General features: G+C 70.9%; 12 protein-coding genes. 4 read left to right on the top strand and 8 right to left on the bottom strand.

Annotated elements, in window-relative coordinates:
• Window positions 1-82: 82 nt before the first annotated feature.
• Window positions 83-1,111: an LLM class flavin-dependent oxidoreductase gene (locus tag ACQEVY_RS14345; RefSeq protein WP_432948414.1), complete on the bottom strand. Its 1,029-nt coding sequence runs from the start codon at window positions 1,109-1,111 to the stop codon at window positions 83-85.
• 237 nt (window positions 1,112-1,348) lie between these two features.
• Here ACQEVY_RS14345 and ACQEVY_RS14340 point away from each other — a divergent pair, with 237 nt between their 5' ends.
• Window positions 1,349-1,678 (top strand): ATP/GTP-binding protein, encoded by a 330-nt coding sequence (locus tag ACQEVY_RS14340; protein WP_432948412.1) that lies wholly within the window; start codon window positions 1,349-1,351, stop codon window positions 1,676-1,678.
• A gap of 28 nt (window positions 1,679-1,706) precedes the next feature.
• On the opposite strand, the gene ACQEVY_RS14335 is transcribed toward ACQEVY_RS14340, so the two are convergent.
• The 5 genes from ACQEVY_RS14335 to mce form a co-directional block, all read right to left on the bottom strand.
• On the bottom strand, window positions 1,707-2,582 hold the full coding sequence (locus ACQEVY_RS14335; RefSeq protein WP_432948410.1) for an ABC transporter permease subunit: 876 nt from the start codon (window positions 2,580-2,582) through the stop codon (window positions 1,707-1,709).
• On the bottom strand, window positions 2,579-3,769 hold the full coding sequence (locus ACQEVY_RS14330) for an ABC transporter ATP-binding protein (RefSeq protein ID WP_432948408.1): 1,191 nt from the start codon (window positions 3,767-3,769) through the stop codon (window positions 2,579-2,581). The genes ACQEVY_RS14335 and ACQEVY_RS14330 overlap by 4 nt, the downstream gene beginning before the upstream one ends.
• Window positions 3,770-3,978: 209 nt before the next feature.
• Window positions 3,979-4,914: a cellulose-binding protein gene (locus tag ACQEVY_RS14325; RefSeq protein WP_165340636.1), complete on the bottom strand. Its 936-nt coding sequence runs from the start codon at window positions 4,912-4,914 to the stop codon at window positions 3,979-3,981.
• 184 nt (window positions 4,915-5,098) lie between these two features.
• A complete protein-coding gene (gene scy / locus ACQEVY_RS14320) occupies window positions 5,099-8,860 on the bottom strand; it encodes a polarized growth protein Scy (RefSeq protein ID WP_432948406.1) in 3,762 nt (1,253 codons plus the stop codon).
• 298 nt (window positions 8,861-9,158) lie between these two features.
• Complete coding sequence (mce, locus tag ACQEVY_RS14315) at window positions 9,159-9,623, bottom strand: methylmalonyl-CoA epimerase (RefSeq protein WP_328768572.1); 465 nt, start codon at window positions 9,621-9,623, stop codon at window positions 9,159-9,161.
• 146 nt (window positions 9,624-9,769) lie between these two features.
• Here mce and ACQEVY_RS14310 point away from each other — a divergent pair, with 146 nt between their 5' ends.
• From ACQEVY_RS14310 to ACQEVY_RS14300, 3 genes are all read left to right on the top strand, one after another.
• A complete protein-coding gene (locus ACQEVY_RS14310) occupies window positions 9,770-10,972 on the top strand; it encodes an acetyl-CoA C-acetyltransferase (RefSeq protein WP_432948404.1) in 1,203 nt (400 codons plus the stop codon).
• 45 nt (window positions 10,973-11,017) lie between these two features.
• Window positions 11,018-11,974: a methylmalonyl Co-A mutase-associated GTPase MeaB gene (gene meaB / locus ACQEVY_RS14305; RefSeq protein WP_432948402.1), complete on the top strand. Its 957-nt coding sequence runs from the start codon at window positions 11,018-11,020 to the stop codon at window positions 11,972-11,974.
• 111 nt (window positions 11,975-12,085) lie between these two features.
• Window positions 12,086-12,787: a DUF4389 domain-containing protein gene (locus ACQEVY_RS14300; RefSeq protein ID WP_432948400.1), complete on the top strand. Its 702-nt coding sequence runs from the start codon at window positions 12,086-12,088 to the stop codon at window positions 12,785-12,787.
• A gap of 9 nt (window positions 12,788-12,796) precedes the next feature.
• Here the strand turns inward: ACQEVY_RS14300 and ACQEVY_RS14295 are convergent, their stop codons facing one another.
• The gene (locus tag ACQEVY_RS14295; RefSeq protein ID WP_432948398.1) at window positions 12,797-13,090 is read right to left on the bottom strand and encodes an MTH1187 family thiamine-binding protein; all 294 of its coding nucleotides are present in this window, start codon (window positions 13,088-13,090) and stop codon (window positions 12,797-12,799) included.
• A complete protein-coding gene (locus ACQEVY_RS14290; protein ID WP_432948396.1) occupies window positions 13,087-13,431 on the bottom strand; it encodes a DUF3817 domain-containing protein in 345 nt (114 codons plus the stop codon). The genes ACQEVY_RS14295 and ACQEVY_RS14290 overlap by 4 nt, the downstream gene beginning before the upstream one ends.
• Window positions 13,432-13,520: the final 89 nt, after the last annotated feature.

Below are 13,520 nucleotides of genomic sequence, written 5' to 3'. Positions count from 1 at the left end.
CCGCGAGGCGGGCGCGTTGAACCCCGCCCGCCGCCGACCGGCCGGGCACACCAACTGCCGTACCCGTCCCGGCACCAGCTCCTCACCGCAGCCGTGGCAGCACCTCCGCTCCCAGCCGCCGTACGTTCTCCTCCGTCGCCGCCAGGTCACCCGAGCCCTCCACCAGGAGCGCGAAGCGGGTGATCCCCGTACGCTCCGAGGTCGCCGCCAGCCGGTCCGCGCACAGCCGGGGCGGGCCCACCGGGTGCAGACCGCAGAGCAGTTCGGTGTACGCCAGCGGGTCCCGCATCGACCGGGCGCGGCCGTCCACCGTCACATGGGCCTCAAGACCCTGCTTCAGCCAGCCCGGCATCGCCTTGACGAGCGTCTCGACCGCGTCCGTCCGACGGTCCGCTATCTGCGCGATACCGGCCGAGACGTGCGCCGCGCCCGCGATCTCCTCGGGGGAGCGGCCCGCGGCCCTGGCGTGCTTACGCCACAGCGCGACCATCTCCGCCTTCTCCTCGTCGCCGACATGCATCCCCAGCAGCATCGACAGACCGCGCTCGGCGGCCAGCCGGACGCTCGCCGGCGAGGTGCAGGCGACGACGACCTCCGGACCCTCGGCGCCCGTCAGATCCTCCGACGGCCTTGGTACGACCGGGACTTCACGGAAGTTGAAGCGCTCGCCGGCACTGGAGACGGAGGGTTCGCGCAGCCAGCGCACCAGCAGATCGAGTGATTCCGGGAACCCCTGCTCGTACGCCTCGAGGCCCGCACCGAAGACCTCCAGATCGACCCAGGGACCTCCGCGCCCCACGCCGAGCATGAAGCGTCCGCCGGACGTCACATGCAGCAGCGCGGCCTGTTCGCCGAGCGCCACGGGGTGTGTGTTGGGGAGCACGCTGACCGCCGTGCCGACGCGGATACGGCGGGTGCGGCCGAGCAGCAGCGCGGCAAGCGTGACGGCCGACGGGCATGTCCCGTACGGCACGAAGTGGTGCTCGGCCAGCCAGACCGCGTCGAGTCCCGCCTCCTCGGCGACCTCCGCCGATCGCACCGCGCGATGCAGTGCCTCTCCGTGGCCCTGTCCCGGGAACTGGGCCGCCAGTACAAAACTTCCTATGCGCATCGCACTCCTGTCCTCCTTGGCGCCGAGGCGGCTCCCTGCCCCGCATAACCGTCTGACACGTGCCAAAGACACGGCTTGGCGGGGAGATTGGCGGATTGTCTGCAGAATGGGCCGGTCACGCCGGAAGGTTGAGCCGGTCACGCCGGAGTCTGTGGGGGCTTTGTGGTACGTGTACCCATGGCTGCGCCGCGTAGGCTGGATGCGGCCCGTGCTCCCTGTAAAGCCGTGAGGTGTCCTGTGTCCCCGCGCCGCAATCGTCCCAAGGGCGCCCCCAGCGCGTCCGCGGAACAGAGCGACCGGTCCGACCGCTACGGCGGCTGGCAGACCTCGGAGAGCTGGCAGGGCGAGGCGTGGAGCGTACGCCACGTCGCGGGCGCGAGTGCCGAGGGCAAGACGTATCGGTGCCCGGGCTGCGCGCAGTTGATCCCCTCGGCGGTCCCGCATGTGGTGGCCTGGCCGGAGCACGCGGGCGTGGACGACCGCCGCCACTGGCACAAGGCCTGCTGGAACGCGAAGGACCGCCGCACCACTCGGGTGCAGCGGTCCCGCAACGCGCCACGTTTCTAAGGGCCCTTGGGGCCCCTGTTCATACGGCTCACACGTCGCGCTTCTCCAGCAGGAGGTAGGCGCCGACGAACGCCGCGGCCGTCACGCCCAGCATGATCCACAGCGGGTCCCAGCCGGACGGGCCGGTCTCGCTGAGGGACTGGGAGTAGAAGACGCTGAGCTGGTTCGGGATCGAGTACTCGAGGAGCGCGTCGCGTACGCCTTCGAGGGACGCCGTGAACATGAACATCGCGATGACCAGCGGAGCGAGCAGCGCCCCGATCATGATCGTGATGGCGCCCGCCGAATGTCGGACGAGCGAGCCGACGATGAGCGAGAGCAGTCCGAGCAGCGCGATGTAGAGGCTGATCCCGACCGTGCCCTTCAGCCAGTCCTCACCGGTGGGATCGCCCGCGCCGTTGTCCTTCAGCATGGTCACCTGGGCGAAGGCGACGATCGTGGCGGACACCACCGTGACCACGAAGGCGACCAGGAAGAACACGATCGCCTTGGCCACCAGCACCCGCGCGCGGCTGGGGCACGCGGTCATCGTGGTCCGGATCATGCCGGTGCCGTACTCGGAGGCGGTGGTGAGCACGCCGAGCGTCATGATGCACATGCTGCCGAGGAGCAGCCCGAAGAAGCCCAGGGACAGCGGGTGCTCGCCGTCCAGATCCGTCGAGGAGGCGGCGACGGCCGCACCGGCGGCCAGCCCGATGCCGACCACGAGCAGGATGAAGACCCCGAGCGTCCACATGGTGGACCGTACGGACTTGATCTTCGTCCACTCCGAGGCGATGGCATGCCCCAGGTGCGTACGCGTGATGGGGATCGGCGAGGTGTACGAAGGGCCGGGCGCCGCCTGCCAGTTGGGCGGGGCCTGCTGCTGCGTCTGCTGCTGCATCTGTGGCTGGGGCGTACTCATCGGGCGTCCTCGGGCTTGGTCATGTCAGGAGCGGCGGCGGGCTGCGCGGGAGCGGCCTGGGCGTACGGGTTGGGCTCGCCGGGGCCGCCGGGCGCGGTCGGCGCCCCGTACGGGCCCGCGGGCTGCCCCTGAGGCATCGCGAACGGCTGGCCGCCCTGCTGGGGCGGCGGCGGGGCGTACCAGCCCGGCTGGCCCTGCCCGGGCACCGGCATCTGCGGCGGCGGCATGGCACCCGGCGGCATCTCCTGCTGGAAGCCCGCGCGCTGGTCGTCGGTCGAGCGGTAGTCGACGGCGCCCTGCGTCATCCGCATGTACGCCTCCTCCAGCGAGGCCTGGTGCGGGGACAGCTCCCACAGGCGTACGTCATGGCTGTGCGCGAGGTCGCTGATGCGGGGCAGCGGCAGGCCCATGATGCGCAGCGCCCCGTCCTGCTCGGGCAGCACCTGGCCGCCGGCCTCGGTCAGCGCCGCCGTCAGCTTCTCGCGCTGCTGCGGTTCGGCATCAGGAGTCCGTACGCGCGCGAAGTCCGCGGAGTTGGCCGAGATGAACTCCTTGATGTTCATGTCGGCCATCAACTGACCGCGGCCGATCACGATGAGGTGGTCGGCGGTCACCGCCATCTCGCTCATCAGGTGCGAGGACACGAAGACCGTACGGCCTTCCGCCGCAAGGGACTTCATGAGGTTGCGCACCCACAGGATGCCCTCGGGGTCGAGTCCGTTGACCGGCTCGTCGAAGAGCAGCACCTGAGGGTCGCCGAGCAGCGCGGCGGCGATGCCGAGGCGCTGGCCCATGCCGAGCGAGAACCCCTTGGAGCGCTTCTTCGCCACGTCCTGGAGGCCCACGACCCCGAGGACCTCGTCCACACGGCGGGCCGGGATGCCGGACAGCTGCGCCAGGCACAGCAGGTGGTTACGCGCGTGCCGGCCCCCATGCACGGCCTTGGCGTCGAGCAGCGCGCCGACCTGGCGGGGGGCGTTGGGCAGCCTCCGGTACGGATAGCCGCCGATCGTCACCTGCCCCGCGGTCGGGTTGTCCAGGCCGAGGATCATCCGCATGGTCGTCGACTTGCCCGAGCCGTTGGGCCCGAGAAAGCCGGTGACGGCACCTGGCCTCACCTGGAAGGAAAGGTTGTACACGGCTGTCTTCGCGCCATAGCGCTTAGTCAGGCCGACTGCCTCGATCATTCTCCGCACCCATCGACAGGTCAGTGTGTCGGGACGCATGCCCCCGTAAGGCTTAGGAGGATAACGGTCGGCTGACGGTTCCCACCAAGTCTGGGTAAAACACAAGCCCCCTGCGCTTGAAAGCAGGGGGCTCGTGGAGCGCCCCTTTAAGGGGCGCGGGGAACTGCGCGACCAGCCACAACCGGCCGGCAGTTAACCCACAACCGAACTTACCGAGACTGCTGAGCCGGAACTCCCCGAGAGATCGGCTCATCCTGCTCCGGCGTGCCCGCGGCAGCGACAGCCGCCCCGGTCAGCGTCGCGAGCATCTCGCGCACGTTCGTCAGCTGAGCGTTGATCGAATCGCGGCGGTTGGTCAGAGCCGCAAGCTCGCGCTCGGATTCCGAACGGATCCGGTCCGCCTTGGCGTTGGCGTCGGCCACGATGTCCTCGGCCTGCCGCTGAGCCGTCTCGACGGTCTGCCGGGCCCGGCGCTCGGCGTCCGTACGCAGCTTCTCCGCCTCCAGGCGCAGCTGCTCCGCGCGGTGCTCGATCTCCGCGAGGCGCTTCTCGGCCTTGGCCTGACGCGAGGCCAGGTCGCGCTCGGACTGCTCGCGCCGCTTGGCGAGGTTCGTCTCGAAGTCGGCGGCGGCCTGCGCGGCCTTGGCGCGGGTCTCCTCGAAGAGGGCGTCGGCCTCCTCGCGCTTGGACGCCGCGTCCTTCTGCGCCTCGGCACGCAGCTGAGAGGCGTCGCTCTTGGCCTTCTCGACGATCCGGACGCCCTCGTCCTCCGCCTTGGCCTTGCGGTCGGCGGAGAACGCCTCGGCGTCGTTACGCACCTGCTGGGCGGCGGACTCGGCGAGCTCGCGGTGCTGCTCGGCCGCGCGACGGGCCTCCTCGCGCAGATCCTTCGCCTCCTCCTCGGCGAGGCGGAGGATCTTCTCGACGCGCGCGCCGAGACCCGCGTACGACGGCTCGGCGTCGTTCACCTGAGCCTGGGCGTTCTGCGTCTCGAGGTGGAGTTCCTCGATGCGCTTTTCCAGGGCGGTGATACGGGCCAGAGCGCTGTCACGGTCGGAGACGAGCTTCGAGATGCGTTCGTCCACCTGAGCGCGGTCGTACCCACGCCGCACAAGCTCGAAGCCGTAGGGGGAAGTGTCGCTCATGGGGTTCCTGTCGAATGAGACCGGTGAGGTGATAGGTGGAATCCTAGGGGTCAAGGCGGCGCGTCATCGAGCAGAAGACAGACTTGGTATGGAGAATGACGCCCTTTTTGATGGCTAACGGTCCGCAGCGCACCCAGGACACGGTGTCACAGGCCCCGAGCGAGTACGAAACCGGCCGTTTTGGCTAGCTTTCCGAGGACTTGCCACCCGAACGGGTCGCACCGGCCGCCGCGCCCGCCTTGACCCCCGAGTCCTTGCCGCTCGCGGGGGCCTCGAAAGACTCCAACGCCTCGAGGACGTCCTGGACACGGGAGATCTCCGCGTTGATGTCCTCGCGGCGGCGGACCAGCACCTCCAGCTCGCGCTTGCCCTCCTCGACCATCCGCTTCGCGTCGCGCTCGGCGTCGGAACGGATCTGCTCGGCCTCGGCGATGAGCGCGGTCTTCTTCTGCTCGGCTTCCTTGAGAAGCCCCTCGGCCTTGCGTACGGCGGCGATACGGACCTTGCCCGCCTCGGAGTTGGCCTCCGAGACCATGTCCTTGGCCTTCGCCTCGGCTTCCTTCAGCTGGTCCTCGGCGGCCTTCACCAGCGCGTCGCAGCGCTCGCCGGCCGATCGCATCGCCTCGGCGGACTCACGGCGGGCCCGCTCGTGCAGCTCCTCGATCTCGCCGGTGATCCGGTCGCGCAGCTCCTCCGCCCGTTCGCGGATCGCGGTGGCGTCCCGGCGCGCGCCGACCAGCAGCTCGTCCGCGTCCGTACGGGCCCGCTCCACATACGAGTTGCCCTCGACGGTCGCCTCGGAGACCAGCCGCTCCGCTTCGTGGCGGGCCGCGCCCACCATCGTGTCGGCCTGCGTCTCGGCGTCCGCCGTGGTCTTCTGCGCGGTCCGCCGGGCCTCGGAGGTCAGCTTCTCCGCCTCGGCCGACGACTCCCGAATGAGCTTGTCGACCTGCTCCGCCGCCTCGGAACGCCGCTTGTTGGCGTCCTTGCGGGCCTCGTCCATCAGGCGGTCGGCCTCCTCGCGCGCCTCCGCCCGGACCCGCTCGGCCTCCGCCTCCGTCTCGGCCTTGAGCCGCTGCGCCTCGCCGCGCACCCGCTCGGCGTGCTGCCGTGCGGAACCAACGGTCTCGGCGGCCTCGGCGCGCAGCCGCTCGGCGTCGCCCGTCGCGTCCGAGATCAGCTTCTCGGCCTTCGCCACGGACTCGGCGCGAACCCGCTCCGCCTCCGTGTTCGTCTCCGAACGGAGCCGCTCCGCCTCGGAGCGGGCCTCGCCGATGAGGTTGTCGGCCTGGGTCGCCGCGTCGGAACGGAGCCGGTTCGCGTCCTCCCGGGCCTCCGAGCGGAGCCGGTCGGACTCGGCGATCGCCTCCGAAACCGTGCGCTCCGCAAGGGACTTGGCGGCCTCCGCCTCCTCCCGCGCCTCCCGCTTGAGACGGTTGCCGTCCTCGGCGGCCCGCTCCCGCTCCGCGTAGGCGTCGGCGCGGACCCGGTCCGCCTCCTCCTGTGCCTCCGTGCGCGTACGCTCCGCCGCGTGCTCGGCGGCGCTGCGCAGGCCCGCGATCTCGTCCTGCGCCTGCTCGTGCAGCCCGGCCACGGAGTCCCGTACCTGCTGCGCGGTCTGCTCGGCGGCCGACACCATCTCGGTGGCGCGCCGGTCGGCCTCCTCGACCAGGCGCAGGGCCTCGGCCTGGGCCTCCTCCACGCGGTTGCGCGCCGAGGCCAGCAGCTCCTCGCTCTGCTCGCGGGCCCGCTCGCGCTCCTGGTCGGCCTCCTCGCGCGCGGTCCCGAGGATCTGCTCGGCCTCGCGGCGGCGCCGGGTGGCCTCCTCCTGGGCGACGGCCAGCGTCTCGGCACCCTCGGCCGCCAGCCGTTCGGCGGCGGCCTGCGCCTCCGCCCGGACCCGGTTCGCGGAGTCCTGGGCCTCCGACTTGAGCCGCTCGGCCTCGGCGGAGGCCTCCGAACGCAGTCGTACGGCGATGGCCTCGCCCTCGGCCCGCGAGGCGGACGCATCGGAGGCGGCCTCGTGGCGCAGCCGCTCGGCTTCCGCCTCGGCCTGCGCCTGGAGCGTCCGGAGCCGCTCGGCGGCCTCGTGGCGCAGCCGGTCGGCCTCCTCGACGGCTTCGCGGCGGATCCGCTCCGCCTCTGCGCGGGCGTCGGTCAGGGCCTCCTCGGCGGCGGCCAGACGCGCCTCGGTCTCCGTGTGGAGCCGGTTCAGTTCCTCGGCGGCCTCGGCCTGCCGGGCGGCGACGGCGCGCTCGGCCTCCTCGCGCAGCTCCAGCGCGGCCCGTTCGGCCTCTTCCTTGATGGTCTCCGACAGCTCGACGGCCTCCGCGCGATTGCGCTCGGCCTCGTCGCGGGTGCGCTGCAGGGTCTCCTCGGCCTGGCGGCGCAGCGTCGTGGCGCGCTCGATGGCCTCGGTGCGGAGCTTCTGGCTCTCCGTCGTCGCGTTCGAGCGCAGCTCATCCGCGTCGGCCTTCGCCTTGGCGAGCAGCTCCTCGGCGGTCTTGGCCGCCTCCTCGATCTGCTGGACGGCCTCACGCCGTGCCTCGGCGCGGATCCGCTCGCCCTCGCCGACCGCGTCGGCCCGCAGGGCCTCGGCCTCGCCGCGCAGCCGGCGCGCCTCCTCCTGCAGCTCGACGGTCTTGGCGCGGTACTCCTTGGTGTCGTCCTTCGCCGCGCCCTTCAGCTCCTCGGCGATGTCGTGCGCCTCGGCCCGCAGCCGGTCCGCCTCGGCCTCGGCCTCGCGGCGGATCCGCTCGGCCTCCTCGGTGGCCGCCTTGGTCGTCTTCTTGGCGTCCTCCGACGCCTTGTTGAGGACCTCCTCGGCCGTACGCGCGGCCGAGGACAGCTGCGAGGCGGTCTCCTCCGCGGTGGCGCTCCGGGCCGTCTCGGCGGCCTCCGCGAGGATCTTCTCCGCCTCCAGGCGGGCGTCGGCGACGACCTGCTCGGCGTCCGCCTTGGTGGTCTCGGCCTCCTTGGTGGCCTCGCTGACCAGCCGGGCGACCTGCTCCTTCGCCGTACGCGTGCGCTGCTCGTTGGTGGACTCGGCGCTGGCCAGGGCCTTGGCCGCGGCCTCCTTCGCCTCCGTGAGGACCTTGTCGGCCTCGGCCTGCGCCTCGCGGAGCTTCGCCTCGGCCTCCGCCATGCGCTGCTCGGCGGCCCGGCTCAGCTCGGTGGCCTGACGGCGGGCCGACTCCGACTCGTTCGTCGTGGAGCTGCGCAGCTGCTCGGCGTGGTCGGTTGCCTCCTGCGCCTGCGTGGACGCGGCGTTCAGCAGCCGCTCGGCGTCCGTACGGGCCCGGCGCAGCAGCGCCTCGGCCTCCGCGCGGGCGGCCTCGGCATCGGCCTCCAGGCGCTGCCTGGCCTCCGCGGAGATACGTTCGGCCTCGGCGCGAGCCGCGGCCAGGGCCTGCTCGGCCTCGGCGCGGGACTCGTCCAGAAGGCGGCGGGCCTGCTGCTCACTGCGGGCGCGCAGCTGCTCGGCCCAGGCGACGTTGTCGTTGACGTGCGACTCGACGGTCTGCCGGCGCTCGGCCAGCTCCTGGTCGAGCTTCTGACGCCGGGCCACGGCCTCGGCGTGCAGCTCGGACTGGAGGCGGGCGGCCTGCTCGGCGTGCTCCTGGAGGATCCGCTGGGTCTGCGCGCGAGCCTGGCTCAGCTCCCGCTCCGCGTCCATCCGCAGCTGGTCGGCCTGGATCTGCGCATTACGCAGCATCTGCTCGGCCTGATAGCCGATGTCGGCGCTGTCGAAGGCAGGACGGGACGCCAGATTGCGGCGCGCCTCATGCAGCTTGGCGCGCAGCACCTCGACTTGATAGCCGAGGTCCTCGGCGTGCTGGACGGCCTTCTCCCGCTCGGTCTTCAGCCGTTCCATCTCGGCCTCGAACCGAGAGAGGTGGTCGACGTCAGCCGCCGGCTCTCGCTCCTGGCGTTCGTAGCCCCGCACTGCGCGGTCCCATCCGTCCCCTGGTCGCAAGTCTCTCCAAACGAGCTCCGTCCATCCGCCGAACGGGGCCCCCGGGGAATGGTGTCAGATCAACGGCGGAGCATGGGCTGCTGCCCCGACGCTCGTCCCCCGAAACCCGGACCCCGGCCCGCGGCCGCCCTCCCGGAGCGACGACCGCATCCAACCCTACCGGGCCCGATCGACCCGGGTGCCTGGCCAACCTGCTTTTCCGGCCGGGGGATCCGGGGTCCGAGGCGCAGTGGCCGACGGAAAGTCCCCAGACCATGACTTACGGACCTCAGTGCCCGGACGACTCAACGGCCCCCTCACCAGTGGACTCCTTGGGCGCGGACGTCACCAGTTCGGTCAGTACGCCATGGCAGTCCTTGGGGTGCAGGAACGTGATGCGCGACCCCATCGTGCCCCTGCGAGGCTCGTCATAGAGCACACGTACGCCCTTGTCCCTGGCGTCGGCCGCGTCCGCGTCGACGTCCGGGGTGCCGAAGGCGATGTGGTGCACGCCCTCGCCGTTCTTGGCCAGCCATTTCGCGACGGTGGAGTCCTCGCGGGTCGGCTCCAGGAGCTGGAGATAGGTGGCGCCGCCGTCGGAGGTCTCGTTGATCTTGAGCATGGCCTCGCGTACGCCCTGCTCTTCGTTGACCTCGGAGTGGAAGACCTCGAAGCCGTACGTGGCACGGTAGAACTCGACGGTCTTGTCCAGGTCGAAACAGGCGATCCCGATGTGGTCGATTCGCGTCAACATGGTGTTAGTGCAGCGCGCCCCACGCGGTTACGCAACGTGCGCGCGATCACACGCCCCGCCGGATGACGGGTGGCCTACCGCTCAGTACATTTTAGTAAACCCTCGTTCACTCCTCAGCTGTGCAAGCTGGAAGGGGATCGCTCCTCATGACTGGAACGAACAGCACCACCTCCGTGATCGTCGCGGGTGCCCGCACCCCGATGGGACGGCTGCTCGGCTCCCTGAAGTCCTTCTCGGGAGCCGACCTCGGTGGATTCGCGATCAAGGCCGCCCTGGACCGTGCGGGGATCAGCGGCGACCAGGTGCAGTACGTGATCATGGGCCAGGTTCTGCAGGCCGGGGCGGGGCAGATCCCGGCGCGGCAGGCCGCGGTCAAGGCCGGCATCCCGATGAACGTCCCGGCGCTCACCGTCAACAAGGTCTGCCTCTCGGGCCTGGACGCGATCGCGCTCGCGGACCAGCTGATCCGGGCCGGCGAGTTCGACGTCATCGTGGCCGGCGGCCAGGAGTCCATGACGAACGCGCCGCATCTGCTGCCGAAGTCCCGTGAGGGCTTCAAGTACGGCGCGATCGAGATGCTCGACGCGATGGCGTACGACGGTCTGACCGACCCGTGGGAGAACGTCCCCATGGGCCAGTCGACCGAGAAGCACAACACCCGCCTCGGCATCGCCCGCCCGGAACAGGACGAGATCGCCGCCCTCTCGCACCAGCGGGCCGCCGCCGCCCAGAAGAACGGCGTCTTCGACGCCGAGATCACCCCCGTCGAGATTCCGCAGCGCAAGGGCGACCCCGTCGTCTTCAGCAAGGACGAGGGCATCCGCGGCGAGACGACCGCCGAGTCGCTGGGCAAGCTGCGGCCCGCGTTCACCAAGGACGGGACGATCACGGCCGGTTCGGCCTCGCAGATCTCCGACGGTGCTGCGGCCGTCGTGGTCATGAGCAAGGCCAAGGCGCAGGAGCTGGGCCTCGAGTGGCTCGCGGAGATCGGCGCCCACGGGAATGTGGCCGGCCCCGACAACTCCCTCCAGTCCCAGCCCTCGAACGCCATCCAGCACGCCCTGAAGAAGGAGGGCCTGGACGTCTCGGACCTCGACCTCATCGAGATCAACGAGGCCTTCGCGGCCGTCGCGGTCCAGTCAATGAAGGACCTCGGGGTGTCCACGGAAAAGGTGAATGTCAACGGCGGCGCGATCGCCCTCGGCCACCCCATCGGCATGTCCGGCGCCCGTCTCGTACTCCACCTCGCCCTGGAACTGAAGCGGCGCGGTGGCGGCGTGGGCGCGGCAGCCCTGTGCGGCGGTGGCGGCCAGGGTGACGCGCTGATCGTGCGGGTACCCAAGGGCTGAACGGCCTTTTAGTCCTTACTCGGTATGGATCGGATCGGAGCTGTGATGCAGGACGTCCCCACACTGGTGGCCCAGGCCAGGGAAGGCCGGCCGCGGGCCGTGGCCCGGCTGATCTCCCTGGTGGAGGGGGCGTCCGAGCAGCTCCGCGAGGTCATGGCGGCGCTGGCCCCGCTCGCCGGGAACGCGTACGTCGTCGGGCTCACGGGTTCGCCTGGCGTGGGCAAGTCCACGTCCACGTCCGCGCTCGTGACCGCGTACCGGCGGCAGGGCAAGCGGGTCGGCGTCCTCGCCGTCGACCCGTCCTCGCCGTTCTCCGGCGGAGCGCTGCTAGGCGACCGCGTACGGATGTCCGAGCACGCCGGCGACTCCGGCGTCTACATCCGCTCCATGGCCACCCGCGGCCACCTCGGCGGACTCGCCTGGGCTGCGCCCCAGGCCATCCGGGTACTGGACGCGGCGGGCTGCGACGTGGTCCTGGTCGAGACGGTGGGCGTGGGCCAGTCGGAGGTCGAGATAGCGTCCGAGGCCGATACGTCGGTGGTGCTCCTGGCTCCCGGAATGGGCGACGGAATCCAGGCTGCGAAGGCCGGAATCCTGGAGATCGGCGACGTATACGTCGTCAACAAGGCCGACCGCGACGGCGCCGACGCCACAGCCCGCGAACTGAACCACATGCTCGGCCTGGGCGAATCCCGCGCCCCCGGCGACTGGCGCCCTCCGATCGTCAAGACGGTCGCCGCGCGTGGCGAGGGCATCGACGAGGTAGTCGAGGCCCTGGAGAAGCACCGCGCCTGGATGGAGGAGCGAGGCGTCCTCGCCGAACGCCGCCTCGCCCGCGCCGCCCACGAGGTCGAGACGATCGCCGTCACGGCCCTCCGGGAGCGCATCGGGGACCTGCACGGCGACCGCCGCCTGGGCGCGCTCGCGGAGCGGATCGTGGCGGGGGAGCTGGATCCGTACCGGGCGGCGGATGAGCTGGTGGCGGGCATTACGGAGGGCTGAGAGGCATCCTCAGGGGGCGGCGGCCACGAGTCGCAGGCTTCCGCGCCGCGTGCGAGCCTGAGTTCCTGACGGTGATCATCTCGACCGGGGGGACCGGAAGGAGCCCGCCACGTGACCGCGCCCCCTGCCCCCGCGCCCCCTGCCCCCGCGTCGCCTGTCCGTCTCGAAGCCTCGCTCGATCCCCGGCTGTCCCGATGGATGTGGCTGGTGAAGTGGCTGCTCGCCATCCCGCACTACATCGTGCTGTTCTTCCTGGGGATCGCGTTCGTGCTGGTGACGATCGTCGCGTTCTTCGCCATCCTGTTCACCGCCCGGTACCCGCGGTCCCTCTTCGACTTCAACGTCGGCGTGATGCGCTGGAACTGGCGCGTGACCTACTACGCCCACACCGCACTCGGCACGGACCGGTACCCGCCGTTCACCCTCGCGGACGTACCCGACTATCCGGCGCATTTCGACGTCGCCTACCCCGAGCGGCTCTCCCGCGGCCTTGTCCTGGTGAAGTGGTGGCTGCTGGCGATCCCGCAGTACATCGTCGTCGGGTTCCTCGCCGGCGGCTGGGGTTCGGGGGAGGACGGGTGGCGGGGCGGCGGCCTGATGCCGTTCCTGTCCCTGGTCGCGGTGGTCATCCTGGCGTTCACCGCCCGCTACCCGGGACACCTCTACGACTTCCTGCTCGGCCTGGCCCGCTGGGTTGCCCGCGTCATGGCTTACGCCGCGCTGATGACCGACCAGTACCCGCCGTTCCGGCTCGACATGGGCGGGCAGGAACGGTCGACGGCGAAGATCCCGGCGCCCGACTTGAGCAAGTGACGGAACGCCTCAGGCGGACAGGTGCCGTTCGACCGTCTCCACCTTGGACGTGAGGCCGTCCGTCACGCCGGGCCGGATGTCCGCCTTGAGGACGAGCGAGACGCGCGGCGCGCGTTCCTCGACCGCCGCGACGGCCCGCTTGACGACGTCCATGACCTCGTCCCACTCGCCTTCCACGGACGTGAACATCGCGTCGGTACGGTTCGGCAGCCCCGACTCGCGTACGACACGGACCGCGTCGGCCACGTACTCGCCCACGTCGTCGCCGACACCCAGCGGCGTCACGGAGAAGGCGACGATCATGCGTTGACGATCCCTTCCTGGCGGGCGCGCGACGCGATGACCGCGTTCTCGGCCTCACGCTTCAGCTTGCGCTCGGCGACGAAGCCGCCGGCCGGGAGGACGGAGAGGATGAAGTACAGGGCCGCCGTCTTCGGGGACCACTTCGTACGGTTCCACGCGTCGGCCCAGAAGAGCACGTACAGGATGAAGAGGACACCGTGGATCATGCCCATCACGGGCACCGCGTTGAAGTCCGTCGTCCGCTTCAGCACCGAGCAGACGAGCAGCAGCAGGAACGAGATCGCCTCGGGGGCGGAGACCAGACGGAGGCGGCGGAGGGCGGAGGCGGTCTTGATGTCCACGAGTCACCTTCGATGGCAGTGGCGGTAGAGGGTCACGCTTTGCGGCGGTTTGTGAACGTACGCACAAGCGGCTCCCATTGTGGCATCCG

Source organism: Streptomyces sp. CA-288835 (genome assembly GCF_050936385.1).
GTDB lineage: Bacteria > Actinomycetota > Actinomycetes > Streptomycetales > Streptomycetaceae > Streptomyces.
This window is presented reverse-complemented; position numbering and strand designations above follow the sequence as displayed.

Excerpts from the sequence above, each read along its gene's own strand:
- ACQEVY_RS14345 (WP_432948414.1), bottom strand. The coding sequence starts at position 1,111 with ATGCGCATAGGAAGTTTTGTACTGGCGGCCCAGTTCCCGGGACAGGGC.
- ACQEVY_RS14310 (WP_432948404.1), top strand. The coding sequence starts at position 9,770 with ATGACTGGAACGAACAGCACCACCTCCGTGATCGTCGCGGGTGCCCGC.
- ACQEVY_RS14325 (WP_165340636.1), bottom strand. The coding sequence starts at position 4,914 with ATGAGCGACACTTCCCCCTACGGCTTCGAGCTTGTGCGGCGTGGGTAC.
- mce (WP_328768572.1), bottom strand. The coding sequence starts at position 9,623 with ATGTTGACGCGAATCGACCACATCGGGATCGCCTGTTTCGACCTGGAC.
- ACQEVY_RS14295 (WP_432948398.1), bottom strand. The coding sequence starts at position 13,090 with ATGATCGTCGCCTTCTCCGTGACGCCGCTGGGTGTCGGCGACGACGTG.
- ACQEVY_RS14330 (WP_432948408.1), bottom strand. The coding sequence starts at position 3,769 with ATGATCGAGGCAGTCGGCCTGACTAAGCGCTATGGCGCGAAGACAGCC.
- ACQEVY_RS14335 (WP_432948410.1), bottom strand. The coding sequence starts at position 2,582 with ATGAGTACGCCCCAGCCACAGATGCAGCAGCAGACGCAGCAGCAGGCC.
- meaB (WP_432948402.1), top strand. The coding sequence starts at position 11,018 with ATGCAGGACGTCCCCACACTGGTGGCCCAGGCCAGGGAAGGCCGGCCG.